We start from the raw sequence: 26,262 nt of genomic DNA on the forward strand, positions 1-26,262 counted from the left end.
GTAACAGGCAAAAATCAAAAAGCCACCTTCCGAGGAAGGTGGCTTTTGCATTGGTTGAACGCGGAACCTCAGCTCAGATCATTGATGATCCGGTTGGCTGCAGTTGCATTTGTCCGGCGAACGTCAATGTCATCACGGCGGTTCTCAAACAGCTCGCTCGACAGCAACTTTTCAGCCAGATCTGCTGGCAGTGATAGGATCACCCGTTCATTGCTGCCCAATGCGCTAACATCGCTGCGCTTGGACACGATCATGCCACCCGCAACCGTGTTGTTGGTGTCCGGGTCGATCAGGATGAACGAGCCAGTCGCACGGTTCAGTTCATAGGGATCAAAGATCGCAGTCTCATCAAAGGCCAGATGCACCTTGCCGATGGCGTTCATCGCCAGTGCGGTCGAATGTTCCTGCCATTTGCCGTTCTTGAGGTCGAGTTGTGAGACCGGCTCAACTGTTACACGCTGGCGGCGACTGCCGCTTTTCAGCCAGTAACGTTTATTGGGTTCAATGCCACCGGGTTGCAAGGCAACCAGTTGCGCATCAAAGGCAAGCCCGGCATGCGGCTGGCCGTCAATTGAGCTGATGACGTCACCACGGGAAATGTCGACCTGCCGGTCAAGCACCAGCGTAACGGCATCACCCGCCACAGCAGCGTTGCGCACCAGATCAAACGTCACGATCTGCTTGACGTTGGCAACCGTACCGGAGGGCAGAATGACGACGGAATCGCCCGGCTTGACTGAGCCACCGGCAATGGTGCCCTGATAACCGCGGAAGCTTTCGCCCGGACGCGAAACGCGCTGCACCGGCATGCGGAAACCAACGGTTTGCGAGGAGCGGACAGTTGCCAGTTCCAGTGTTTCGACCAAAGTCGGGCCATCATACCATGGCATGGCGGCATGACCGCTCAGCACTACGTTTTCGCCCTTCAGCGCAGACATAGGAATGGCGGTAATCTGCTTTACACCCAGCGACAGCGCAAATTCGCGGAAGTCATGGGCGATAAGCTCAAAGCCGGCCTTATCGTAATTGGTCAAGTCGATCTTGTTGATCGCCAACACGAACTGCTTGATACCCATCAGGGCAGCAATCGTCGCATGACGACGGGTCTGCTCAAGGATGCCGACGCGGGCGTCGATCAGCAGAATGGCAAGGTCGGCGGTCGAAGCGCCGGTTGCCATGTTGCGCGTATACTGCTCGTGGCCGGGCGTGTCTGCGACGATGAAGGCGCGTTTTTCGGTCGAGAAATAACGATAGGCGACATCGATAGTGATGCCTTGTTCGCGCTCGGCTTGAAGGCCATCCAGCAACAATGCAAAGTCCGGCAGACCAAGGTCGTTCTGCTTGCCGCTGTCACGACGTAGCGTTGCAGCCTGATCTTCCTTCACAGCCTTGGTGTCCCAAAGCAGGCGGCCGATCAGGGTCGATTTTCCGTCATCCACGCTGCCGCAGGTAATCAGGCGCAAAGGGCGCGTGTCACGCACTGCCTTGACCGGTTCTGCAAACGGCAGAATTGTTGCGGAGGTGGTTTCGTTATGGGAGGCCATATCAGAAATATCCTTCGCGTTTCTTCTTTTCCATGGAGCCGGACTGGTCACGGTCAATGGCGCGGCCTTGCCGTTCGGAAACGGTCGCAATTTCCAGCTCGTCGATAACTTCTGTCAGCGTCGTCGCTGTGGAGCGGATGGCGCCGGTCAGTGGGAAGCAGCCGAGTGTGCGGAAGCGGATCATACCTTCCTGCTTCACTTCGCCCGGCAGGAGTTCCAGACGTTCATCTTCCGCCAGGATCATCATGCCATCGCGCTCAACATAGGGGCGCTTCTTGGCGTAATAGAGTGGCACCAGCGGAATGTTTTCCGCCTGAATGTAACGCCAGATATCGACTTCCGTCCAGTTGGACAGCGGGAAGGCGCGTACGCTTTCGCCACGCTTGATCATGCCGTTATAGATGTTCCACAGTTCCGGGCGCTGGTTGCGCGGGTCCCAGCGATGATCCGGCGTGCGGAACGAGTAGATACGTTCCTTTGCGCGGCTTGCTTCTTCGTCGCGGCGTGCGCCACCGAATGCAGCATCGAATTTGCCGGCATCCAGCGCCTGCTTCAGCGCTTCGGTTTTCATGATGTCGGTGTAAAGCGAACCATGGGTAAACGGCGAAATCTTCTCTGCATCACCACGCGGGTTGGTGTGGGAAATCAGGTCCAGATCATATTCCTTGACCATGCGGTCACGGAACTCGATCATTTCCTTGAACTTCCAACCGGTGTTGACGTGCAACAACGGAAACGGCACGCGGCCAGGGAAAAAAGCCTTGCGCGCCAGATGCAGCAGGACCGACGAGTCCTTGCCGATGGAATACAGCATCACAGGATTTTCGAACTCGGCTGCAACTTCACGGAAAATGTGAATGGCTTCGTTTTCAAGGGCTTTCAGATGGGGATCAAGAGGCGGCTTGGGTGCAAGCGGGCTTTTGCTTTCCGTTTCCGGAAGGGCACTGGACATGTAAAAACTCCGGGATTTCTGAATTCTGAGAAAAGGTTACTGCTGGGATGATGAGGGGAGGAGAGAGGCTTGAGGTGCTTCCGCAACATGGAGGCCGCACTCGCGCTTTTCGTCGTTTTCCCACCACCAGCGTCCGGCGCGCTCAGGCTCACCGGGCTTGATGGCGCGTGTACACGGTTCGCAGCCGATCGAGGGATAACCACGTCCGTGCAACGGGTTCACCGGAATGCTCTCCTTCGTCACATGGGCGTGGATCGCATCAATATCCCAGTCTGCAAGGGCGTTGATTTTGATGAGGTTTCTGTCCGCGTCATATTCGGCAAAGGGCGTGGACGCCCGGTTGCCGGACTGACCACGGCGCAGGCCGGTAATCCAGAAAGAAGCACCTTCCAGCGCTCTGGCCAGCGGCTTCAGCTTTCTGACATGACAGCAGGCATGGCGGGCTTCAACGCTCTCGTAAAAGCCGTTCAGGCCGTACTTGGCGGCATAGGCGTCGATGTCGTCCTGTTCGGGATAAAAGCGACGGATGGCGATATCGTAGCGTTCTTCGGTTTCCGAAATCAGCGTAACGGTTTCGGCAAACAGACGGCCGGTTTCAAGCGTTGCCACTTCGATTGGCAGCCGGTGGGTGCCGATGGCAGCGGTGATAACCTGGTCTTCAATGCCAAGGCTGGTGGTAAACACCGCACGACCGCCAAGCCCTGCCACAAGCGATAGCCTCCCGGCTAAATCCAGTGAGGCAAGGGCTTCATCCAGCGACACAATGTCGAGAGGTTTATCGGTCTGCAAAGGCTTAGGCATCGTCATCATCGGCATCCATCTGCGATTTTGGCGATTATCGGTCTTCAGGCCGCTCTTTGTAAGAAATGTGAGTCTTTGGCCTTTGCTTTAGGGAGCAAATATCTCTCACACATGCCAATTCTTAAGCAAAACGTGCCCACGCGTAAGAAGGGCGGTCATCGGTTTGAATTCTTTCGGAAATTGCGCTAATGCGGGGGGAACATTTGTTTGCGTGGCGTGTTTTTGGTTTTGTTATGATTTCCCAGAAGGCGAAATATGCGTTGAGGGCGCTGGCCGCATTGGCACAAAGCGATGACGCATGTCCTGTGCAGATTTCCGATATAGCCAAGAAACGAGCCATTCCGAAAAAGTTTCTGGAGCAGATCCTTCTGGAGCTGAAACGCGAAGGTTACGTCGAAAGCCGACGTGGCAAGCAAGGCGGTTATCTTCTGCTGCGCCCAGCCAATGATATTACTTTTGGCGAAATCCTACGTCTGATCGATGGTCCCGTTGCGCCGCTGCCCTGTCTGTCGCAGACGGCGTACCGCCAATGTGAGGACTGTGATGGCGAAAGTCAGTGCGAAATTCGCCACGTATTTGCCCGCGTTGCCGACAGCACCCGCAACATCCTGTTCAACACCACCATCGAGGATTCGGTCAGCGGTGTGATGGTTCCGGAGTTGCTCAAGGCCTGACGCTTGACGCGATTTGGCGGGGAACAATATTCCGCCTGAATGAATTATCCTGCCTGTAGTGTCCCGTTTTTGCATAAAAACGTGAATTCGTTTTGCCTGTGTGTTTGAGTTCAAAGGGCCATATTGCGCAATTTTGCCGTTGTGCACTGTGTTTATTGCCCGCCGGAAAGCCGGGGGGAAACACTTTTGCAATCACAATTCCTGCGATTGACCAAGACGACTGAACCAGTAGAGTTAAGAGGCATCCAATAGGAGGAAAACCTATGTCAAAGCTTCTCTCCGGCTTGAGCGTTCTGGCTCTGAGCCTTTCACTGACGGTTGGCTCGTTTAGCGCCGCCTCGGCCGATACTAAACTGTTGAACGTTTCCTACGACCCGACCCGTGAGCTTTACAAGGATTTCAACGACGCCTTCGCCAAGAAGTGGAAGGCCGATACGGGTGAAGACATTACCATTCAGCAGTCGCATGGCGGCTCCGGCAAACAGGCCCGTTCGGTTATCGACGGTCTTGAAGCCGATGTAGTCACGCTGGCACTGCAAAGCGACATCGATGCCATCGTGAAGAATGGTGGCAAGATCAATGCCGACTGGCGCACACGCCTGCCGCACAATTCATCTCCTTATACATCGACAATCGTCTTCCTGGTGCGCAAGGGCAACCCGAAGGGCATCCATAACTGGGGTGACCTCGTAAAGGGCGATATCCAGATCGTAACGCCAAACCCGAAGACCTCAGGTGGCGCACGCTGGAACTATCTTGCTGCCTGGGCATGGGCCAATGAAGAGTACAAGGGCGATCAGGACAAGATCAAAGCCTATGTGGCTGAACTCTACAAACGCGCTCCGGTGCTGGACACAGGCGCCCGTGGTTCAACGGTAACCTTCGCACAGCGTCAGATTGGTGACGTGCTGCTGGCCTGGGAAAACGAAGCCTATCTGGCCGGTGAGGAATTCGGCAAGGACGCTTTCGATATCGTTGTGCCGCCGATCTCCATCCTCGCGGAGCCACCAGTCGCTGTGGTTGACAAGAACGTCGATGCCAAGGGTACCCGCAAGGTTGCAGAAGCTTACCTGCAGTATCTTTATTCTGACGAAGGTCAGAACATTGCTGCCAAGCACTTCTACCGTCCATCCAACCCGTCTGTCGTCGCACCTGACCTGTTGAAGCAGCTGCCAGATATCAAGCTGGTCACCATCGACGACCCGTTGTTTGGCGGATGGGCCAAGGCGCAGCCGGAACATTTTGGTGACGGCGGCATCTTCGACCAGATTTACAAGCCCGGCAAGTAAGCGGATGATGTGAACATTCTGGATTGGCAGCAAACCAGTCCAGACCGGATAAAATATCGACCGGCCACAAGCCGGTCGATGGCGCGTAAAGTGCCGGTGTGGATTTTGCCTGACAGCGTGTCCTGACGCCTGGTGCCTGAACAACAGCTGAGAGTGGCGGGATTAGTCCAGTTTTCCCGGCGTTCTGAAAAGGGTGGCTTTCGCCACCAGAGTTTACCCGGAGCATTGATGAGCAATACCCCATCGCCAAGCAGGTGGAAGTGGCGTCAGTCGAGTGTCCTGCCAGGATTTGGCCTGACGCTCGGCTACACGATAACTTACCTTTTTCTTATAATTCTCATTCCACTTGGCGGCTTGGTATGGTCCACCGCAAAACTCGGTCTGGCAGACTTTATTGCCATCGCCACAGATAGCAGAACACTGAACGCCCTGCGCGTTAGCTTTGGCACGGCCTTCGTAGCCGCCCTGGTCAACGCCGTGTTCGGCGTCATAATCGCATGGGTGCTGGTGCGTTATCGCTTCCCCGGCCGCCGGTTTGTTGACGCCATCGTCGACCTGCCGTTTGCTTTGCCCACCGCCGTTGCCGGTATTGCGCTCACCGCACTTTACTCTAACCGTGGTTGGGTTGGGTCGTGGTTTGAGCCCTTCGGCATCAAGATCGCCTTCACACCAACCGGTATTGTCATCGCGCTGATCTTCATCGGTCTGCCATTTGTAGTGCGCACCGTGCAGCCGGTCATGGAGGAAATTGACCGTCAGGTGGAAGAGGTTGCCGCGACTTTGGGCGCCAATCGTTTTCAGACCATCACTCGTATTCTGCTGCCGGGTCTGGTTCCGGCAATCCTCACGGGCTTTGCACTGGCCTTCGCGCGTGGCGTGGGTGAATATGGGTCGGTCATCTTTATTGCTGGCAATATTCCTTATGTCTCGGAAATCGCGCCGCTTTTGATTGTCATCCGTCTGGAGGAATTCAATTACGCAGGCGCGACAGGCATAGCGACGATCATGCTGATTATTTCTTTTGCTATGCTTTTTGTCATCAATCTCATTCAGGCTTGGAGCCGCAAGAGGTACGGATATGCCTGATAATGCGCGCACCATCCAATCCAGACCATTCCGTGATCCGGCAACTGAAGGTCCGCTTGCAAAGCTGGCGCTTTTTGCTCTGGCTTTCCTCTTTCTGGCCCTGTTTCTGGTCCTGCCGCTGGTCTCGGTGTTTTTTGAAGCTTTCCGCAAGGGCGGAGAAGCCTTCTGGGAAGCGATTGTCGAGCCAGATGCTCTGTCGGCCATTCGCCTGACATTGCTTGTCGCGGCAATCTCTGTCCCGCTAAACCTGATCTTCGGTGTCGCAGCGGCCTGGGCCATTGCGAAGTTCGAATTCAAGGGCAAGGCTTTTCTGATTACGCTGATTGACCTACCGTTCTCGATTTCACCTGTGATTTCGGGCCTTGTTTATGTCATCCTGTTTTCGTCCCACAGCGTGCTCGGTCCATGGCTGAAAAGCTACGGTATCGAAATCCTGTTTGCCGTGCCCGGCATCGTATTGGCCACGGTATTTGTGACCTTTCCGTTCGTGGCACGCGAACTGATCCCGCTGATGCAGGAGCAGGGAACGGGTGACGAAGAAGCGGCCATTTCGCTCGGGGCGTCCGGCTGGCAGACCTTCTGGTACGTCACGCTACCCAATATCAAATGGGGCCTGCTTTACGGTGTGTTGCTGTGTAATGCGCGTGCCATGGGTGAATTCGGCGCTGTGTCGGTGGTATCAGGTCACATTCGCGGTGAAACCAACACCATGCCGTTGCATGTCGAGATTCTCTATAATGAGTATAATATCGGCGCTTCATTTGCTGTCGCAACGCTGCTGGCAGGTCTGGCACTGGTTACGCTCGTTCTGAAAACTATTCTTGAAATTCGCTTTGGCGCGGGCAACGCTGCCGGCAAGCATTGAAGGGCATTTTTATGGAAGTCAAAGTTTCCGGCATTACCAAGCAGTTTGATCGTTTTCCGGCTTTGAACGATGTGTCGCTGGACATTCGTTCTGGAGAACTGATCGCGCTTCTTGGACCTTCCGGTTCGGGCAAAACCACGCTGTTGCGTTTGATCGCCGGTTTGGAGCAACCCACGCAAGGGCAGATCTTTTTCGGTGATGAGGATGCCTCGCACCGCAGTGTTCAGGAACGTAACGTTGGTTTCGTGTTTCAGCACTATGCGCTTTTCCGCCACATGACGGTGGCCGAAAATATTGCCTTTGGCTTGAAGGTACGCCCGTCGGACACACGTCCGGCCAAAAGCGAGATCAAGCGCCGCGTGTCGGAACTGCTTGATATGGTGCATCTGAGCGGCCTTGAAAAACGGTATCCGAACCAGCTGTCAGGCGGTCAGCGCCAGCGTGTTGCTTTGGCACGTGCCGTGGCAATCGAACCAAAGGTCCTGCTGCTCGACGAACCATTCGGCGCGCTTGACGCCAAGGTGCGCAAGGAACTGCGCCGCTGGCTGCGTGAATTCCATGACCGTACTGGGCACACCACCGTCTTCGTAACACATGATCAGGAAGAGGCGCTGGAACTGGCCGACCGTGTGGTGGTGATGAGCCAGGGTAAGATCGAGCAGGTTGGAACGGCCGATGACGTGTACGATCGTCCCAACTCACCTTTCGTGTTTTCCTTTATCGGTGAATCTTCCAGCCTGCCGGTGTCGATCAAGGACGGCCACGTTCTTTTCCAGGGTGAGCAGATCGGCGTTTCCGATGAAGGCAAGGGAGAGGGTGAACTGTTCTTCCGTCCGGAAGATGTCGAACTGACTATCGATCAGGGGGCGCTTTACGGCAAGGTTACCACCTGTCGTCGTCTGGCCGGAACACGCATTGCGGAAATCGACATCGCCAATAACGGCCATGATCCCTACCATCTGGAAATCGAAGTGCCGCTGCACGCGTCGATCGTGGTTGGGCAGGAACTGCGTTTCCGCCCAACACGCTGGAAGATTTTTCAGAAGTAATCTTAGGGGCTCGGTGTGCTGGCCGGGGCATCGTGACGTTGCGTCGCGCGTTTGTCACGAATGCTCTGTGCCAGGAAAACTCGCGAGAGGCCATGATAAAGTGGTTCATGCGAAATGAACCGCGACGTCAGATAGCCCAGCATGGCGGCTGCCATGATGGGTAGAACGCCTTCGTGATTGCCGGTCATTTCCAGAATGATGACGAAGGCTGTCATGGGCGCTTGAACGACACCGGCAAAATACCCCGCCATGCCGACAATCGCACCAAGGCCGATGCTGGCGCCGAGCATCGAGGCAACCGTGCTGCCAAAACCTGCTCCAACCGACAGCGATGGAGCAAAAATTCCACCGGGAATACCGGACAGCATGGCAAGCAATGTTGCGGCAAGTTTTTCGACGAAGAACAACTGACCGGTTCCATGTCCTTCAATGGCCGCACGCGCCTGTTCATAGCCGGTGCCGAATGTTGCGCCACCGGTCATGACGCCGAGCAGTGCGGAACCCAAACCGCATATCAGCGCAATGAAGAGCACTTTTCGCAGCGGTGTATAGCGGTTCCATCGACGTATACGCTGCAAAATCTTCAAGGCGAGTGCGCTGAACAAGGCACCGAAAACGCCACCGCCAACACCGCAAACCAGAACCAGTGCCCAGTCTTTTGCCGTGGTGGCCAAGACAGTGCTTGCACCGAAATAAGTGTAGCTGCCGACCAGCGCAAGCGAGGCAAGACCGGAAAGAATGACGGCCATGAGCACCAGGCCGTTGGCACGGGATTCGTACGCTCTGCTCATTTCCTCAATGGCAAAAACGATGCCGGCAAGCGGCGTGTTGAAGGCCGCCGCGATGCCCGCAGCAGAGCCAGCGAGAATGAGGCCGCGGGCTTGCGCTATACCGCCCCAGCGGGCGGCTTGCAGCATGATGGATGCACCCACTTGGACGGTCGGGCCTTCACGTCCGATTGACGCGCCGCACAGCAGACCGGTGATCGTGAGAATGATTTTTCCCGTGGCGACTTTCAGATTTAAGAGCCGTGAGCGATCTTCGACATCACGCAAATGGCGCGCAGCAATAGCCTGCGGAATGCCACTGCCCTGAGAGTTGGGAAAAATGGTTGCTGCAATCCATGCACAAAGCATGAAGCCGGCAGGTGTAATGATCAATGGCAGCAGGAAGGTGTATTCGCCTGCAGATGTCATGGCAAAAAACAGGTGCTGCGCGGCATCCGCCATTTTTGCAAAGGCAACGCTGATGACGCCGACTGCTATTGCACCCAGCCAGAAAATTCCTCTGGGTTTCCACACACGCCAAGATCCCCACATCACGCGTGAGCGACGCAGCATTTTCAGCTTCTTGTAATTCATGGGCATCGGAAACGATCTTTAGTCAGTCAACGATCAGGCTGCCCTCTTATCTGCCTCGTGTAATACCATTGCAAATAAAAATCCCCGCATATCTGGCGGGGATTTTCGATTTTGACGGTAGCACTCGTTTATCTGTCAGTGACGGCAGCGCGTGGATTGGTCCATGGCTGCTGGTTGGAGCGCGGCAACGGCTGGCGTCCAAGAATATGGTCAGAGGCCTTTTCGCCAGTCATGATCGATGGGCCGTTCAGGTTACCATAGGTGACATGCGGGAAGATCGAGCTGTCGGCGACACGCAATCCTTCCACACCAATCACCCGGCATTCCGGATCGACGACCGCCAGTGGGTCATCACGGTCGCCCATCTTGCAGGTGCCGCAAGGGTGATAGGCGCTTTCGAGATGTTCGCGAAGGAAGGCATCGATATCATCATCGGATTGTACGGCATTTCCTGGCTGAATTTCAGGGCCGCGATAATCGTCAAATGCCTTCTGGCCAAAAATCTCGCGCGTCAGGCGAACGCAGTGGCGGAACTTCTCCCAGTCTTCCTCATGGCTCATATAATTGAATTGGATAACCGGATCGGCCTTCGGGTCGGCAGAGCGCAAGGTCACGTTGCCACGCGACTTTGACAGATTGTAGCCAACGTGAACCTGGAAACCGTGGCTCTTGGCGGCAGCGCGGCCGTCATAAGAAATGGCCACCGGCAGGAAGTGGTACTGGATATCCGGTTGTTTGAGGCCCGGCTCTGAGCGCAGGAATGCACAGGCCTCGAATTGGTTGGAAGCCCCAAGGCCCCCCTTCGATAACAGCCACTGTGCGCCCGCCACACCCTGCCAGAACCATGGCAGCCAGGAATAAAGCGATACTGGCTTGGTGGATATCTGCTGGAAATAGAATTCCATATGGTCCTGCAGGTTGGCGCCGACACCCGGTCGATCTACCTTCACCTCAATGCCCATATCCTGCAAATGCTGAGCCGGGCCAATGCCAGACAACATCAGCAATTTTGGCGAGTTGAACGAGGAGGCCGACACGATCACTTCGCGGCCTGCCTTGATGACCTCGACACGGCCTTTTCGCTCGATCTCCACGCCGGTCGCACGACCGTTTTCAATGACGATCTTGCGGGCAAAACCATGCACCAGCGATACGTTGGGGCGCTTGAGCGCAGGGCGGAGATAAGCATTGGCGGCGGACCAGCGCCGACCATCATGGATGGTCTGCTCCATCAGGCCAAAACCTTCCTGCTTGGAGCCGTTATAGTCCTCGGTCATTTCAAAACCGGCCTGCTGGCCGGCCTGAATAAAGGCGTGGAACAGCGGGTTTTTGACCGGACCGCGCTGCACATGCAGCGGACCATCGGTGCCGCGCCAGCCTTCTTCCCCGCCATGGCTGTGCTCCATGCGCTTGAAGTAGGGCAGTACGTCGGCATAGGCCCAGCCTCGTGCACCAAGATCTTCCCAGCGGTTGAAGTCTTCCGCATGGCCGCGCACGTAGACAAGGCCATTGATCGAGGATGAACCGCCAATCACCTTGCCGCGGGGTGCGGTGATCCGGCGATTGTTAAGGTTGGGTTCCGGCTCGGACAGGTAACCCCAGTTGTAGCGTTTCATGCTCATCGGCCAAGCAAGGGCTGCCGGCATCTGGATGAAGGGGCCAAAATCACTGCCGCCAGCCTCGATCACGATGACGGAATATTTGCCGTCTTCCGACAAACGATAGGCCATGGCTGAACCGGCCGAACCCGAGCCGACGATAACGAAATCTGCTTGCTGCATTGGTATCAATCCCAAATATCAATCGCTCAAGGGTAAATTACGGTCCAGAGTCTTTTCCACGCAGCAGACGCTGCGTGGCTGGATTCCTGTGACAAGCACAGGAATGAGGGGGAGAAGACGTTCCTACAACGAGTAGGGATCGCTTCAGTACGGCGCGTCCACCTTGCCCATGCCGACATAGACCGTCTTCAATTCGCTGTAGTGGTCCAGTGCCGCAACCGAATTTTCACGGCCAAAACCGGACTGTTTGGAACCACCGAACGGAATTTCGACCGGGCAAAGATTGTAGGTGTTGATCCACAATGTACCGGCCTGGATCTGGTCGACAACGCGGTGGGCGCGCGACAGATCGCTGGTGAAGACGCCACCGGCAAGACCAAGCTCGGTCGCATTGGCACGTGCGATCACATCTTCTTCGCTGTCGAAATCCAGCACGCACATCACAGGCCCGAAGATTTCCTCGCGGGCAATCGTCATATCGTCTGTGACATCGGCAAATACGGTTGGCTGAACATAATATCCGGTGCCGGAGACCGTGTTGGGAATGCCACCGCCGGTCACCAGCGTTGCGCCTTCGGCCTTGCCTTTTTCAATGTAAGCCAGAACCTTTTCACGTTGAGCGAGCGAAACGAGCGGGCCAAGCTGAGTTTCTTCATTCATCGGATCGCCAACCGACATGGCCTCGGTACGCACCTTCAGCTTGGCAAGGAACGTATCCTTGATCTTGCGATGGACGAACACACGCGTACCATTGGAGCAGACCTGACCACTCGAATAGAAATTGCCAAGCATCGCGCCGCCAATGGCGCTGTCGATATCGGCATCATCGAATACGATCAGCGGCGACTTGCCGCCAAGTTCCATGGTGACGTGTTTGAGGTGGCTGGCAGCCGCAGCGGCTACCTTGCGTCCAGTCGGAACGGAGCCGGTCAGCGAGACCTTGGCAACGTCGGGGTGGTTGACAAGAAGCGGGCCGGTATCGCGGTCGCCCTGAATGACGTTGAAAACGCCCTTGGGCACACCGGCTTCTGCCAGAATTTCTGCAATCTTGAGGGCGCCAAGCGGTGTGTTTTCCGAAGGTTTAAACACCATGGTGTTACCGGCTGCAAGAGCAGGTGCACCTTTCCAGCAGGCAATCTGCTGTGGATAGTTCCAGGCGCCGATACCCACGCAGACGCCAAGCGGCACGCGCTTGGTATAGGCAAAATCGGAGCCTAGCGGAATGTAGTCGCCATTGAGCGCAGCCGGTGCAATGCCGCCGAAAAACTCGAAGGCATCGGCGCCCGATGTCGGGTCGGCAACAATGGTTTCCTGAATGGGCTTGCCGGTATCGTATGTTTCCAGTTCCGACAGTTCGCGGTTGCGCTCGCGGATAAGGTCTGCAGCGCGCTTGAGAATACGGCCACGCGCTGCCGGGCTCATCGCCGCCCATTCCGGTTGCGCACGCTTGGCCGCAGCAATCGCCTTTTCGACGATAGCAGGGGTTGCGGCGTGCAGCTTCGCAATCACGTCACCGGTCGCAGGATAAATGCTTTCGAAAGCAGTACCCTGCTGGTCTTCCACATATTCGCCGTCAATGAAATGCGAGGCAGTTGGTTGGGTTTTCATATCGAGAACTCCGGAAAAGAAATTCGTTTAGTGTTTAGGGGCAAGGGCACCGGTGAAGGGGACGAGTTTTGCGTCCAGATAATCCTCAACCAGGGCGATTGCCGATTTGATGTCAAAGCGCGCGGCGCGCAGGCTGTGACGGATGTAGAGACCATCGATCATCGCAGCGGCACCTTCGGCGATGCGCGCCGCATCATCCAGCGGGCAGAGCCGCTTGAGATCGGCCAACAAGTTTGAGCGCAGCCGGTGTGTATAGAGAGACAATAGCCGTCTGGTTTCCTCCGAACGCTGTGCCTCAACGTAAAATGCAAGCCACGCGGCAATCGTTTCGCTGGTGAACTGGTCTTGCTGAAACGAAACACGGATAATGGCAGAAAGCCGCTCGCGTGGACCACAGGCACTGTTGAGTGCCGCAATCGCATCTACGCGCAAATCCCGCAGCATGCTGCGGATGCTTTCCAGCAGAAGCTGTTGTTTGCTGCCAAAATAATGGTGTGCCAATGCCGCAGACACACCGGCTTCCCTGGCAATCTCATTCATTGTGACATTGAGCGAACCGTGATGGCCGATTGCCCGCAACGTGGCATCCACCAAAGCCTTTCGGCGCAACGGCTCCATTCCAACTTTCGGCATAATTGTCTCCTGATATCAGTCAGAATTACATTTGATTGATTGATCAATCAATAAAAATAAGTGCCGTCTTGTCGTGGGGTGGTTTCATGTTGCGCTAAATCAATTGCAGTCACCTATTAGGCGTATATGATAAACGTATACCGTGTGGATGGAGTGTCAAAAATGTCCGATTTCCAGCCTTTGAAAATGTCCGGTATTCACGCCAAATGGGGGTGGTTCGTCGCTCTCGGCACCGCTCTTCTTGTTTTTGGTATCATTGCCTTTGCGAACCTGATGGTCGCGACTGCCGCCTCAGTCTTTTATGTCGGTCTGCTGATGCTGATGGGTGGTGTCATCCACCTCATCCATGCCTTCCAAGTCAAAGGATGGGAAAACATCCTGTTCTGGACGTTAAGCGGTGTCCTTTATCTGCTCGCAGGCATCATTGCGTTTCAGAACCCGAACCTGACCGCAGCGGTGCTGACTTTGATGATGGCCGTCGCTCTTGTCATTGCCGGGGTGTCGCGCATATGGCTTGGCCTGAAACTGCGTCCATTGAAAAGCTGGGGCTGGGTAGTTGTCGCGGGCGTCGTCACGGCACTGGCGGGCTTCATTATAGCGATTGGCTGGCCAGTCAACAGCATCTGGGTGCTCGGCCTTTTCCTGTCGATTGATTTGATGATGCAAGGCTGGGCGCTGGTTGCGCTTGGCCTCGCGCTAAAATCCTGAACATCAAAATGCAGGTAAAATAACAAGGGCGGCGGAACCTGCCGCGTATCGTCTGCATTACTGCTCGGCTGAACGGGGTGCGGCTTACGTCGAACATTCATCCCGAATGAGTTTTGTAAGTTGCGGTAGTTTGTGCTAATATAATGTCTTCGGAATACCAATTTCCGGTGCCACGGTCAGGCTTAAAATAATAAGACCGCAATCAATCCAATGTTTGCCCCTTTTATCGGCGACTCAGCCAAGGGGCAGGATTTGAGGAAAAGGGAGAAACAATATGCCTATGGTCACTGTGTCAGTTTCCCCGGAGCAGGCGGCGAGAATGCGCCATGCTGTTGAATGTGGTGCATATGCATCGGGAAGCGAGGTTGTGCGTGCCGCATTACGGTTGTGGGTCGCATCGTCGCAGGCGAACGACTTGGACGTTGCTGCTAAAGGTCAGCAAAATCATGAAGATGAGCGAGTGAATGTCGCAGAGCTTTTTGCAGCTCACGCAGACAAGAAGCGGTGCGGCTGATGCTGCGTCTTGTCTGACAATATTGGCAGGCTGATATGTGACAGTTATGTCATAAAACTTTCATCCAACATTCACATACGGTCAATCTTTTATTGACCAGTTTTCAGGATGCTTCTCCGTAAAAAGCGGTGTTGTCGCCGTGCCCAAAAGGCCGCGTACACCCGTATAATTATGGTGCGGAGAATAATCATGACAACGGCTCTGGCGTTGGATCACCCTTCGATACGTCGTTTTGCCAGCGGACAGATGATGTCCATGTCTAAATTGGTTCTGGAAACGGCATTTCAGCCGATTGTGGAAACCACGACAGGAACGGTTTTCGGTTACGAAACCCTGATGCGCGGTCACGAAAAGCTAGGCTTTTCATCTCCCTTGGCGTTGCTTGATCAGGCGGAAAGTGACGGCCAACTTGTCGCGCTGGAAAACCTGCTGGCCAGCAGGGCACTGGCCAAGTTTTCGACCTTACCTGATTTCACCTCTGCCACGCTGTTTCTCAATCTTGATGTTCGATTGATACGCCATGGGGATGCCATTCTCGACAAGCTTGTCTCGCATCTCTCGGGCGCCGGTATCGCGCCGTCTTCAATCTGTTTTGAATTGTCGGAACGCTTCGACAATACCAGCGTGCCGGAATTTTCTTCGCTGATCGCCAGAATGCGCAAGGAAGGTTTCAAGATTGCCATCGACGATTTCGGTGTCGGTCATGGCGAAATGAAACTTCTTAGCGACTACCAGGTGGATTATCTCAAGATTGACCGCCACTTCATCGATGGTGTCGACAGCAATGCACGCAAACGCCATCTGGTGCGCCACATCGTCAACATTGCGCATGTTCTGGGTGTGCGGGTTATCGCTGAAGGCATTGAAACCGAAGCGGAATTCCTTGTATGCCGCGAATATGGCGTTGATCTGGTACAGGGCTGGTTCATTGCCCGGCCGACAACCTTTACCACTGAATTGCAGCCGGCCTTCCCACATCTCCAACATTTGGGCGAGAACCGTCGCAGCAGCCAGTCACTCGATGAAATCCTCATTCGCAAACAGATTGAACGTCTGCCGACCGTCTATGAGAACGACAGCATCGACAGCGTGTTTGAACTGTTTCGCAGAAACCCTGCCCAAGGCTTTTTCCCGGTACTCAATGCAAATGGCGAGCCGCGCGGTGTTATTAACGAGCACCACCTGAAAGAATATATCTATCAGCCCTTTGGTCGCGACCTGCTGAAGAACAAGGTCTATGAGCGCACCATATCGCACTTTGTCGACGCCGCGCCGATCGTCGGTCTCGACGCTGATGCAGACCAGTTGATGTCGATGTTTGCCAGCATGGACGGCAGCGCCTGCGTGATCTTGACGGAAAATCTGCGTTACGTTGGTGTTGTCTCTGCGGCCTCGCTCATCAAGGTCGTCAATGAGAAAAAGCTGAAAATGGCGCAGGACCAGAACCCGTTGACGGCACTGCCTGGCAACCGCGCCATCAGCAGCTTCATTGAAGAAGGCTGCCGCGACGACGACGATACCCGTTTCCTGTGTTACTGCGACTTTGACAACTTCAAGCCCTTTAACGACAAATACGGTTTTCACATTGGCGACCACGCCATTTCGTTATTCGCCGCACTGATGCGGCGTTACTTTTTTGCTGGCGGCTGTTTCCTCGGCCATATTGGCGGCGATGATTTCTTCATTGGCGTTCGTGGCTGGTCGCGTGAGGAAATCCTGGAGATTCTTGAAAGACTGCTCAGCGATTTTCACGGCGACGTCATCGAACTCTACTCTGAAGATGACCGGGAAGCAGGCCGTATCGTTGGTCACGACCGCTTCGGAACAGAGCGTTTCTTTGCGCTGCTGCGTTGTTCTATTGCCGTTCTGGAGCTGCCGAAAGGTCTGATGATTGGCGACAGCGAGCGTATCGGAAGTGAAATCGCTGCTATCAAGAAAGCAGCCAAGGACAGCAAGGACGGCCTGACGGTCCGGGTATTTAACGGGACAAAATGACGCCAGTGGCAAAGCGTCTTCTTTTCTTCGCCATACCATTCCTCTAAGCCTTTCCCCCTGCATTGTTTCAGGAGGATTGTTCTATGGCATTGCCGCATGAAATGAACTTTGTCGATCTGCCCTCTTTTGGCGGCGCCGAGGTTATGGTCTTGGCCAAGGGGCCTGTACCTCAACCGAAGACGGGCGAAATTCTGGTCCGGGTTGAAGCGGCAGGAATCAACAGGCCAGATGTGGCGCAGCGCCAGGGAACCTATCCGCCTCCCAAGGACGCCAATCCGATTCTGGGCCTGGAAATCGCCGGCGAAATTGTTGCGCTGGGCGAAGGCGTAAACGGTTTTTCCATCGGACAGAAGGTCTGCGCGCTCGCCAATGGTGGCGGTTATGCCGAATTTTGCGCCGTTCCGGCTAGCCAGACATTGCCGTTTCCCAAGGGATATGATGCAGAACGTGCAGCTGCATTGCCGGAAACCTTCTTCACCGTCTGGGCAAACCTGTTCCAGATGGCAGGTCTTGGCGAAGGCGAGAGCGTTCTTATTCATGGCGGAACAAGCGGCATTGGTACCACGGCCATCCAGCTTGCCAAGGCGTTTGGTGCCAAGGTCTATGTCACGGCGGGATCCGCGGAGAAATGCGAAGCCTGCCTCAAGATCGGGGCCGATGTCGCCATCAATTACAAGACAGATGATTTTGTTGCCATCATCAAGGAAACCACGGGCGGAAAGGGCGTCAACGTTGTTCTGGATATGATCGGCGCTGATTACTTCGAGCGCAATCTGGCAAGTCTTGCCAAGGATGGTTGCCTGTCTATCATCGCGTTTCTCGGAGGCGCGGTTGCCGAAAAGATCAACCTGACACCAATCATGGTCAAGCGGCTGACGGTAACCGGCTCTACCATGCGGCCGCGCACCGCGGCTGAAAAGCAGGTTATCCGGGACGAATTGTTACAACAGGTCTGGCCGCTCATCGAAAACGGAACCATTGCGCCTTGCATTCACAAGGTCATTCCGTTCAGCGATGTGGTTGAAGGACACAGGCTGATGGAAAGCAGTCAGCACATCGGCAAAATCGTACTTAAGTTGAATACGTAAGAAAGCCCTTGAAATCGCCCATGGATGGATTACCTTTCTCTCATGTTCAACGTAGCGAAAGGAAGGTGATCCAATGTCTAATGAGATTTCGATCTTTGTACTGGGCTTGGGAAAGGAGAAGGTTTTGACGGGGCAGCCCTCGGCCTGACCAACCTTCCTTCGGACTGCCATCTTGAATGACAGTTCGGGTCCTCTATCAGGATCAAACTCATGGAAGGGTCGCGTGAGCGGCCCTTTTCCTGTTTTTACGGCCTATTAAATCGCGATATTGCCAGTGCGTTGCATACCAAACCAGCCAAGGCCGGGGATCTTTATGCCGGGATTGACCACATCGATACCGGCGACAAGCCCAAGCAGATGGACTTCAAATCCGCTGCGCACGCCAGCGGCAACCCCGATCAGACCTCTCCAGGACACATGCACATCTTTCCAGTCGTCATCGACATGGAACAAGGCGGCATTCGGCACATAATCCCGCCCGACCGCATCTGGCGGCAAGGCTACACCCAGTTCCGGTACCGAGCGCAGCACATGCGCAACAAATGTATTGGAGTTGGGGCCGGGGTAGATCTGATAACCACCCTGTTTGGCGTACGGGTACGCGGCAATCGCCTTTTCGATTTTCGGGATCAGGCGCTCAGCTTCATCACCCTTGATTGCAATGACCTGGCGTGGTGGATTGGAATACCAGAAAGCGTCAGGCGGATAGTTGTTCACCCTGATAGGATTGCCCCAGCCAACCTTGTCATAGCGGTTGTAGCGCGCCGCGTTTCTTTCCTTGGTAACGATCCATGCATGGCTGGCCAGCGCGCCCTTAAAACCGCCAGTCATCGCGGAAAACACATAAACCGCAGCGTCCTTCTGGTCATCGGCTTTCGGCAATAGCCCAGATGATGACCACTTTGCCTCACGCCAGTTGGAGGGCTTGTCGCGAATGGCCCATAACCCGGCAGATGCGATGGCCGGTAAAAGGAAGATGACAAAAACCAGAACGAAGAAACGTTTGACGTATCTCATATTGCCCCGTGCGTTGTATCCACTGCCTTTCAAAGCGCAACGCCTTCTGTACACTGCGCAAGGGAAGCTGGAATGGCTGCATGATCCATGCCTTGAATCAGGTGCGATTTAAGGCGTCATGCAGTAGAAGCGTATATTATCTGGAGTTTTTTGAGGCCGTTATGAACAATCCTGTTACTGTTGAAGTTACCCGCGGAAATTTGGTCGAAAGCCGTCATCATGGAATGGCAGTGGTGGTCGATGGTGACGGCAAGATCCTGTTTTCCGCCGGCGATATTGAAAGCGGTGTTTTCCCGCGTTCGGCCTGCAAAGCCATGCAGGCTCTGCCACTGGTGGAAAGTGGTGCCGCAGACGCCTATGGCTTCGGTAACCGGGAACTAGCGCTGGCCTGCTCGTCGCACAATGGCGAAGATGCCCATGTCGAGCTGGCGGCCTCGATGCTGGCAAAAGCAGGTCGAGACGTGAATGTGCTGGAGTGCGGCGCCCATTGGTCGTCCGATCAGGCAACACTCATTCATCAGGCCCGTACCTTGGAAAAACCGACAGCCCTGCACAACAACTGCTCCGGTAAACATTCCGGTTTTGTCTGCGCCTGCTGCCACATGGACGTCGATCCGCAAGGTTACGTCGGTTACGACCACCCTTTGCAGCAGGAAATCCGTACAACCATGCAGGCGCTGACTGGCGCCGTGCTGTCCCATGAAACTTGCGGCACCGATGGCTGTTCCATTCCCACCTATGCGGTTCCGTTGAAGGGGCTTGCACATGGCTTTGCGAAAATGGCAACCGGCACCGGGCTTGAGCCTTTGCGGGCGAAATCGGCGAAACGCCTGATCGACGCCTGCATGGCTGAACCATTTTATGTCGCCGGGACAGGCAGGACCTGCACGCGCCTGATGCAGGTTTCACCCGGTCGCATCTTTGCCAAGACCGGAGCGGAAGGTGTTTTTGTCGCGGCTCTTCCGGAGAGCGGAATTGCCATGGCGGTAAAATGCGAAGATGGGACGACGCGTGCAGCAGAAGCCATGATAACCGCACTGCTGGCGCGTTACTCTGAACAGGGAAGTCAGCAACAGGCCGACCTGCTGGCCATGTCGAACCGTGGCATGAAAAATTGGAACAAGATCCACGTCGGCGACGTCAGGGTCGCTGCCAGTTTTGCGCAGTAGGGTCGCAAAACTTCGTCCTTGAGTGAAATTAAAGGAAATCGAAAATGTTTACGCTGTTTTCCATGCCGGGCACCTGCTCGCGGGCCAGCCATATCGCGCTTGAGGAATCCGGTTTACCCTACAAGGTCAAGCGGGTGGATTTCAGCAAGCAGGAGCAACTTTCGCAGGCGTTTTTGGCCGTTAATCCGAAGGGCAGGGTGCCAGCGCTGGTGACATCCAGCGGTGTTTTGACGGAAACGCCTGCCATTCTGTCGTTCATTGCGCAAATGGCACCGGCCGCCAAACTGGCGCCGCTGGATGACGCCTTTGAATTTGCGCGCATGCAATCCTTCAACGCTTATATTTCATCCACCGTGCACGTTGCGCATGCCCATGGCCGTCGTGGCAGTCGGTGGGCGGATGAGGCGTCATCGCTGGAAGACATGAAACGCAAGGTGCCGCAGGTCATGAGCGACTGTTTCGAGATTATCGAGCAAGGTTTTCACGGCGGCCCATGGGTGCTGGGCAGCCAGTATTCAGTGTCCGATCCCTATCTGTTCGTGATGTCGGGATGGCTGGAAAGCGACGGTGTCGACATCGCCCGTTTTCCAAAAGTGCATGACCATTACCAGCGCATGTTGGCGCGCGCTGCCGTCATCAGGGTGCTTGAGGCTGAAAAGCAGGCTTGAAACATCAAGCCACCCCGGTCAACATTCGGGGTGGCTTGTTTTATCATTGGCGTGTCATGCGGCTTCAGCGCCACGTGCATCCCACATCGCCTTGAAAGCCGGGCGGGACTGGCAGCGTTCCAGCCAGGCTTTAAGTGCAGGATATGTGTCGATCAGTGCCGTATGGGCCTGCGCATAACGGACCACCTCAGCAACATTGATGTCGGCAACGGTAAAACGATCACCGATCAGGTAGTCGTGTGACGAAAGATGCTGCTCGAGAACACGCAACGGCCGTTGCAGCAGGCGGGCTGCGACATCAATCACCGCCTTGCCAGCAGCCGTTTCGGCCAGATCCTCAGCAAAGGTGGTGGATATTTTCAGCGACTGCGTTTCAATTTCGGTCGCAGCGAAGAATGACCACTGCATCACTGCGCCATCTTCGGACAGGTCTTTAGGCGCAAGCGCGCCACCATATTTGCGCGCAAGGTAAAGATTGATCGCCATCGATTCGTATAGAACTATGCCGTCATCTTCGATGCAGGGTATCGTCCCCATAGGATTGATTGTCAGAAAAGACGGGGAAAGCGTGTTCAGAGGTGCTGTGTCGGCAAGAGGGTTGTCGAGACGTCGGGCTTGAATGACCGGCACATGTTTGTAGGCGATACCAAGTTCTCCAGCCAACCAGAGAGTGCGCGTGGCGCGGGAGCGGTAAACACCGTAAATAGTCAGCATGAGGGTCCCCTGTGTGCAGTCGCGTCTCGCAACTGCGAAAGAAAGCAAATTATCTCAAAACCTTAAGGCCATGTAGGCGGCACTTTTGTGCTTTACAGCGGCCAGTTTTCGCGGTGAGCCTATTGGCGCTTTTGTCTAAACGAAAGGAAATTTAGACCGTTTATCATGAATTTTTCTGAACCTGCTATCCGGATCAGATTGCTACCTTTTCCGTTAATTTGTAATATTTTCTAACAAATCGGTTGCATGTTTGGTTTTTCCGGGAATCTTTAATCAAGCATAAGCAAATATTCGCTATGTCCTATAGAATAACGACGCAGATCGAATGAATTACCTGTTTTAAACGTGCGTTTGAGAATGCGCAGAAAAATTTAAGGCAAGTTTGGATGGGTATTTCTTGAAACAGGCCGTGAAGAGATGGCGAAGTCCATGACAAAAGTTCTCGATGTGTCTTTTCTCAGGAGTAACGGCGGCTTTACCGAAGCAGATCAACTTCTTGGCTTGGTCAATCTTTTGCCTGACATGGTGTTTGTCAAGGATGCCGCAGGTCGATTTATCTTTGCCAATGCAGCACTTCGCAAGTATCTCGGGCTGAGGTCTGACGAACCGCTGAACGATTTTCACGAAAGTCATTTCCTGCCCGAAAAGTCAGTCAGCAATATTCTTAGCGCCGAAGCTCGAATTCTGGAGACAGGCGAGTCGACTACCGACGTGGAAGAGTGCTTTTCTTTTAGCGGCAGGCCTGTTTGTTGGCTTTCGACGACGAAAATTCCACTGCGAGACGAGCAGGGTCGCATCAACGGTCTGGTTGCCATTTGGCGCGACATTACCGAAAATAAAAGACAGGATACTATACGACGCGGCAGTGCAGCATTGTTCGAATTGATAGCGCGCAATCAGCCGCTGGACATGATCCTGCATGCACTGACTTTGCTGGTCGAGAGCATGGTTGAGGGCATTTGCGCGTCGGTTTTGCTATTTGATCAGGAAACCGGAAAGCTGCGTCACGGTGCTGCCCCCAGTTTGCCGGAAGCCTATTGCCGCGTGATCGATGGAATTACATTCGGCCCGAAGGTTGGTTCTTGCGGTACGGCTGCTTGGCGTAGTGAGCCGGTTATCGTCGAAGACATAGAAAATAGTCCGCTATGGGAGGACTATGTCGATATCGCAAGGCCGTTTAAGCTTCGCTCATGCTGGTCTACGCCGATCATGAACGCCAACAGGCAGGTGCTCGGCACCTTTGCGCTTTATTCCGGTGAGGTGCGCAAACCTTCCGCTCACGAAAAAGAGCTGATCGATATGGCGACCAGCATTGCCAGTATCGCGATTGATCGTTGGCATAATGAAGAGCGGGTGCGTTTCATGGCGCATCATGACCCGTTGACAGGCCTGTCCAACCGCACGCTTTTCTGGACGCAGTTCAATCGTGCGCTGCACGAGGCAAAGCGGGAAAACCGCATGGTGGCAATCACCTATCTCGATCTCGATGACTTCAAGCAGGTGAACGACCTGTTCGGCCACGCCGCCGGTGATGAGGTGCTGTGCAGGGTGGCGGACCGGCTCGTCTCCTGCATCCGTGCTGCCGATATTGCCGTACGTCTTGGCGGAGATGAGTTTGCGCTGGTGTTCAGCAATCCCAAGCATGATGAAGAGGGCGTGCGTCGACGTCTCGCGCAGATCAGGGAAAAGGTCGGCATGCCGATTGATGTTGAGAGCGCTCGACTCAAAGTCGATTGTTCGATCGGCGTTGCGTTTTACCCCGGCGATGGCCAAACGGCCGAAGACCTGCTCGCCGCAGCCGATGCCGATATGTACCGTGCCAAGAAGGCAGGTCGTAACCGATTGACGGTGGTGCAGGTCGAAGAATGATCTGCAAAAACGGACTTCAACGGTAAATCGCAGCCTGCGGCATTATGTGTCAGTCGCATGTGCAGTTTTCTCGCCATTGATTTTGTTGATGTATTTTTGATTTTGAGTCCGGGCGGAATGCTTGGACTGCGCGCGCATTTGATCTCGCTCAAATTCAGACAAAGCCGCCAGGCCTATAGTTTTCGTAAAGCATATCATTCGCTTTAGAGCTTTACGGAGATAATAAAATGTCACGCACAGATGCCGTAATCGATGCTTTCGCAGGTCCGGTTCTGGCCGGTTTCGCGATTGTTCTTCTTCTGTCTGCCCGTCATGCAGAGGCCTGGAAGCCGAGAAAAGGCTACCGCCAGATCCCGCACCACGCGCCACCGGCCGCCATTGCACAGCAGGGACCTGTCAGGCCGACAAGTCATGTGCGTTTCGCCCGTTTTGAGGGCTGACTCCCTTTGGCAAACCTGACGTAAACGCTGATCACACCAGCTTCGCGCCAGCCGAAAGGTTCATCATGAGGGCAACGATATCTGTGTGAAGCGGTTCAATGACAGACAAATTCAAGAAAACCTGCCGTCGCTCGCTGTCCGTAGCGGCCTTGATGGTTCTGCCTTTTTTGGGGGGCTGCCTGTTCGTGACGGACACCAGCCGCATGAATGCGGATGTTTTCGTGCGCGAAACGGCACCGGTGTTTCAATATAATGATGTGAACTCCAACCGACAGCCGCCACGGGAGCGTCTGCCCGGCCAATTGTCGCCACAGCCGCCAGATCTATTCCGCACACGCTTCCATCAGCAATATGGCTTACCTGTTCCGGGGCAGCCGTTGTCTTATGGCTTGCCAGTATCCAATCCGCTACACCGCGCCATGTATGGCGTGGTCAATGATGATGGCCACACGCTTCCAGCCATTCCCTACAGCCGCATCGATCAGCGTTTCCTACGGCAGGAAGTCAGTTATCAGACGAACGAACCGCCGGGCACGATCGTTGTCGATACCAACCAACATTTCCTTTATCTGGTGCAGGATGGCGGCAAGGCCGTCCGTTATGGCGTTGGGCTTGGAAAAGACGGATACGCCTGGTCTGGCCGTGGCAAAATTCAGTGGAAGGCCAAATGGCCACGTTGGACACCTCCGGATGAGATGGTGCAGCGCCAGCCTGAACTCGCTTCCGTATCTGCCCGCAACGGCGGCATGGTGCCCGGTTTGAACAACCCGCTTGGTGCGCGTGCGCTTTACATTTTCAAGGACGGCAAGGACACACTGTACCGCGTTCATGGAACGCCTGACTGGCAGTCCGTTGGCAAGGCAACGTCATCCGGATGCGTGCGGCTGCTCAATCAGGACGTGATCGATCTCTATGAACGCGTGCCGCAGGGTGCGCCAATTGTGGTTATTTGAGCACGGTAGCCATTTGATCGTATCGCCGTGACTGCGGTTTAAAGCACCGGTTGCTGGAATTTAGGGATGCCTTAACTAATGTGGGAATAAATCCTTGACTGCGAAATGAGTACCGCACGTCAGTATGTGATGTCCCGCTTATGAAAGAATTCCGGCCTTCATGATGAACCCCGACCAACCAGATTTTTCCAAAAGATCCTTCCTGTCTTTGCTTGGCCTGTCTTCCGCGGCCCTGCTCACGGGCTGTGCATCTTCCGGCAACTACAATCCTTCCGCAGTCGCCAACAATATATCCGGTGGCGTTCGCCAGTTTTTTGGCGGTCGTTTGAGTGACGAAGAACTGAATGTCATGTATGGCTCGATTGAGGATGGCGGTTATGTCATCCCAGCCGTGCCTTTCAGGCAGATCGACTCGCGTTTTTACCGCCAGCGGGTTGTCGACCCGACCGGCGAACGGCCCGGCACCGTGGTTGTGGATACGCGGTCGCGCTTCCTCTACCTTGTTGAGCAGGGTGGTTCGGCAATGCGCTACGGCGTTGGCATCGGCCGCCAGGGTTTTGCATGGCAGGGTGAGGGCGTTATCCAGTGGCGTCAGAAATGGCCAAAGTGGACCCCGCCAGATGAAATGGTTGCCCGCCAGCCAGAGCTCGCCAAATATTCTTCTAAGAATGGCGGCATGCAGCCTGGTTTGAAGAACCCACTTGGCGCGCGTGCGCTCTACATCTTCCAGAATGGGCAGGATACGCTTTACCGCCTGCACGGTTCGCCCGAGTGGAATTCCATCGGCAAGGCCGTTTCCTCAGGCTGTGTACGCCTGATGAACCAGGACATCATTGACCTCTATGAGCGCGTTCCCAACAAGGCACGTATCGTAGTCTGGCAGTAATTGTCCTGACATTAATATATGATTTCAAAACGCCGTATGCAGTTCGCATGCGGCGTTTTAGTTTTGGGTATCGTTGAGCCGTGCGCTGAGGTTCTTGAGCGTGTCGCGTATGGCTGCCAGTTCGTCAAAGCCGCAGCCGGTTGCCTGGCCAATCGCCTGCATCACGCCAACCGCATCTTTCTTCAAGTCCCGTCCACGATCGGTCAGGGTAATCAGCACCTGACGTTCATCTTCAAGGCTGCGCTTGCGACTGATCAGTCCTGCTTGCTCAAGGCGCTTGAGAAGAGGGGAGAGGGTGCCTGAATCCAGGCCCAGCATTTCGCCCAGCGCCTTGACGGTGGCGGTCTCTCTTTCCCAAAGGGCCATCATGGCAATATATTGCGGATAGGTCAGGCCAAGCGGATCCAGCAGAGGTTTATAGGCCCGCGTAAAGGCGTGGGCTGCACCGTAAAGGGCAAAGCAAATCTGATGTTCCAGTTGTAGATGCTTCTCAAGCTCATCCCTGTCCATGGCGTCTCCTGCAAATCCCTCGCCTAATGGAACAATCGGCGGGGCTGTAAGTTCCTTGGTCATGCCGCCAAAGATTATTTCTGACGTT

Annotated in this window: 25 protein-coding genes; 15 read left to right on the forward strand and 10 right to left on the reverse strand. The window is 54.8% G+C overall.

From position 1 onward, the window contains the following. Positions 1–68 precede the first annotated feature (68 nt). From cysN to ACZ5FM_RS02840, 3 genes are read right to left on the reverse strand one after another with little or no spacing between them, the layout of a single operon-like run. Positions 69–1,544 (reverse strand): sulfate adenylyltransferase subunit CysN, encoded by a 1,476-nt coding sequence (gene cysN / locus ACZ5FM_RS02830; protein ID WP_464039652.1) that lies wholly within the window; start codon positions 1,542–1,544, stop codon positions 69–71. 1 nt (position 1,545) lies between these two features. After that, on the reverse strand, positions 1,546–2,496 hold the full coding sequence (gene cysD / locus ACZ5FM_RS02835) for a sulfate adenylyltransferase subunit CysD (RefSeq protein ID WP_250983140.1): 951 nt from the start codon (positions 2,494–2,496) through the stop codon (positions 1,546–1,548). Between the two features lie 36 nt (positions 2,497–2,532). Continuing rightward, complete coding sequence (locus ACZ5FM_RS02840) at positions 2,533–3,303, reverse strand: phosphoadenylyl-sulfate reductase (protein ID WP_409515553.1); 771 nt, start codon at positions 3,301–3,303, stop codon at positions 2,533–2,535. 227 nt (positions 3,304–3,530) lie between these two features. On the opposite strand from ACZ5FM_RS02840, the gene ACZ5FM_RS02845 reads away from it, so the two are divergent. From ACZ5FM_RS02845 to ACZ5FM_RS02865, 5 genes are all read left to right on the forward strand, one after another. Further along, positions 3,531–3,971 carry an RrF2 family transcriptional regulator gene (locus ACZ5FM_RS02845; protein WP_250983139.1) on the forward strand — a complete coding sequence of 147 codons (441 nt, stop codon included), beginning with the start codon at positions 3,531–3,533 and terminating at the stop codon, positions 3,969–3,971. Positions 3,972–4,234: 263 nt separating this feature from the next. Continuing rightward, complete coding sequence (locus tag ACZ5FM_RS02850) at positions 4,235–5,260, forward strand: sulfate ABC transporter substrate-binding protein (protein ID WP_250983138.1); 1,026 nt, start codon at positions 4,235–4,237, stop codon at positions 5,258–5,260. 228 nt (positions 5,261–5,488) lie between these two features. After that, positions 5,489–6,346, forward strand: coding sequence for a sulfate ABC transporter permease subunit CysT (cysT, locus tag ACZ5FM_RS02855; RefSeq protein WP_250983137.1), 858 nt, complete (start codon positions 5,489–5,491; stop codon positions 6,344–6,346). After that, positions 6,339–7,211 (forward strand): sulfate ABC transporter permease subunit CysW, encoded by an 873-nt coding sequence (cysW, locus tag ACZ5FM_RS02860; RefSeq protein WP_250983136.1) that lies wholly within the window; start codon positions 6,339–6,341, stop codon positions 7,209–7,211. Before cysT ends, cysW begins: the two co-directional genes overlap by 8 nt. 11 nt (positions 7,212–7,222) lie before the next feature. After that, positions 7,223–8,260, forward strand: coding sequence for a sulfate/molybdate ABC transporter ATP-binding protein (locus tag ACZ5FM_RS02865; RefSeq protein ID WP_312943419.1), 1,038 nt, complete (start codon positions 7,223–7,225; stop codon positions 8,258–8,260). Positions 8,261–8,262: 2 nt separating this feature from the next. Here the strand turns inward: ACZ5FM_RS02865 and ACZ5FM_RS02870 are convergent, their stop codons facing one another. From ACZ5FM_RS02870 to betI, 4 genes are all read right to left on the reverse strand, one after another. Beyond that, positions 8,263–9,627, reverse strand: a complete 1,365-nt coding sequence (locus ACZ5FM_RS02870) for a chloride channel protein (RefSeq protein ID WP_464039655.1) — start codon at positions 9,625–9,627, stop codon at positions 8,263–8,265. A 122-nt stretch (positions 9,628–9,749) separates the two neighbouring features. Continuing rightward, a complete protein-coding gene (betA, locus tag ACZ5FM_RS02875; protein WP_464039656.1) occupies positions 9,750–11,402 on the reverse strand; it encodes a choline dehydrogenase in 1,653 nt (550 codons plus the stop codon). 144 nt (positions 11,403–11,546) lie between these two features. Further along, positions 11,547–13,010 carry a betaine-aldehyde dehydrogenase gene (betB, locus tag ACZ5FM_RS02880; protein WP_464039657.1) on the reverse strand — a complete coding sequence of 488 codons (1,464 nt, stop codon included), beginning with the start codon at positions 13,008–13,010 and terminating at the stop codon, positions 11,547–11,549. Between the two features lie 27 nt (positions 13,011–13,037). Then, positions 13,038–13,643 (reverse strand): transcriptional regulator BetI, encoded by a 606-nt coding sequence (gene betI, locus ACZ5FM_RS02885; RefSeq protein WP_464039658.1) that lies wholly within the window; start codon positions 13,641–13,643, stop codon positions 13,038–13,040. A 162-nt stretch (positions 13,644–13,805) separates the two neighbouring features. Between betI and ACZ5FM_RS02890 the strand changes: the two genes are divergently transcribed. From ACZ5FM_RS02890 to ACZ5FM_RS02905, 4 genes are all read left to right on the forward strand, one after another. Then, positions 13,806–14,351: an HdeD family acid-resistance protein gene (locus ACZ5FM_RS02890; protein WP_464039659.1), complete on the forward strand. Its 546-nt coding sequence runs from the start codon at positions 13,806–13,808 to the stop codon at positions 14,349–14,351. A gap of 274 nt (positions 14,352–14,625) precedes the next feature. Further along, positions 14,626–14,865 carry a ribbon-helix-helix domain-containing protein gene (locus tag ACZ5FM_RS02895; RefSeq protein WP_250983130.1) on the forward strand — a complete coding sequence of 80 codons (240 nt, stop codon included), beginning with the start codon at positions 14,626–14,628 and terminating at the stop codon, positions 14,863–14,865. Between the two features lie 189 nt (positions 14,866–15,054). After that, positions 15,055–16,860, forward strand: a complete 1,806-nt coding sequence (locus ACZ5FM_RS02900) for a bifunctional diguanylate cyclase/phosphodiesterase (RefSeq protein ID WP_192487225.1) — start codon at positions 15,055–15,057, stop codon at positions 16,858–16,860. An 83-nt stretch (positions 16,861–16,943) separates the two neighbouring features. Further along, entirely contained in the window at positions 16,944–17,948 is a 1,005-nt protein-coding gene (locus ACZ5FM_RS02905) for an NAD(P)H-quinone oxidoreductase (RefSeq protein WP_250983128.1), read from the forward strand. A gap of 255 nt (positions 17,949–18,203) precedes the next feature. Here ACZ5FM_RS02905 and ACZ5FM_RS02910 read toward each other — a convergent pair whose 3' ends face one another. After that, entirely contained in the window at positions 18,204–18,965 is a 762-nt protein-coding gene (locus ACZ5FM_RS02910) for a DUF3750 domain-containing protein (protein WP_250983127.1), read from the reverse strand. Between the two features lie 161 nt (positions 18,966–19,126). Here ACZ5FM_RS02910 and ACZ5FM_RS02915 point away from each other — a divergent pair, with 161 nt between their 5' ends. Continuing rightward, entirely contained in the window at positions 19,127–20,134 is a 1,008-nt protein-coding gene (locus tag ACZ5FM_RS02915; RefSeq protein WP_464039660.1) for an asparaginase, read from the forward strand. Between the two features lie 44 nt (positions 20,135–20,178). Continuing rightward, complete coding sequence (locus tag ACZ5FM_RS02920; protein WP_464039661.1) at positions 20,179–20,802, forward strand: glutathione S-transferase family protein; 624 nt, start codon at positions 20,179–20,181, stop codon at positions 20,800–20,802. Positions 20,803–20,856: 54 nt separating this feature from the next. Here ACZ5FM_RS02920 and ACZ5FM_RS02925 read toward each other — a convergent pair whose 3' ends face one another. Continuing rightward, positions 20,857–21,516, reverse strand: coding sequence for a glutathione S-transferase family protein (locus ACZ5FM_RS02925; RefSeq protein ID WP_250983124.1), 660 nt, complete (start codon positions 21,514–21,516; stop codon positions 20,857–20,859). 429 nt (positions 21,517–21,945) lie between these two features. Here ACZ5FM_RS02925 and ACZ5FM_RS02930 point away from each other — a divergent pair, with 429 nt between their 5' ends. From ACZ5FM_RS02930 to ACZ5FM_RS02945, 4 genes are all read left to right on the forward strand, one after another. After that, complete coding sequence (locus ACZ5FM_RS02930) at positions 21,946–23,385, forward strand: diguanylate cyclase domain-containing protein (RefSeq protein WP_312943430.1); 1,440 nt, start codon at positions 21,946–21,948, stop codon at positions 23,383–23,385. 227 nt (positions 23,386–23,612) lie between these two features. Next, positions 23,613–23,825: a hypothetical protein gene (locus ACZ5FM_RS02935; protein ID WP_259145641.1), complete on the forward strand. Its 213-nt coding sequence runs from the start codon at positions 23,613–23,615 to the stop codon at positions 23,823–23,825. A gap of 98 nt (positions 23,826–23,923) precedes the next feature. Next, positions 23,924–24,778, forward strand: a complete 855-nt coding sequence (locus tag ACZ5FM_RS02940) for a L,D-transpeptidase (RefSeq protein WP_250983121.1) — start codon at positions 23,924–23,926, stop codon at positions 24,776–24,778. A gap of 160 nt (positions 24,779–24,938) precedes the next feature. Then, positions 24,939–25,664: a L,D-transpeptidase gene (locus ACZ5FM_RS02945; RefSeq protein WP_405049383.1), complete on the forward strand. Its 726-nt coding sequence runs from the start codon at positions 24,939–24,941 to the stop codon at positions 25,662–25,664. Between the two features lie 57 nt (positions 25,665–25,721). On the opposite strand, the gene ACZ5FM_RS02950 is transcribed toward ACZ5FM_RS02945, so the two are convergent. Next, positions 25,722–26,174 (reverse strand): MarR family winged helix-turn-helix transcriptional regulator, encoded by a 453-nt coding sequence (locus tag ACZ5FM_RS02950; RefSeq protein ID WP_464039662.1) that lies wholly within the window; start codon positions 26,172–26,174, stop codon positions 25,722–25,724. Positions 26,175–26,262 lie beyond the last annotated feature (88 nt).

Source organism: Agrobacterium sp. 5Ca50, assembly GCF_055381905.1.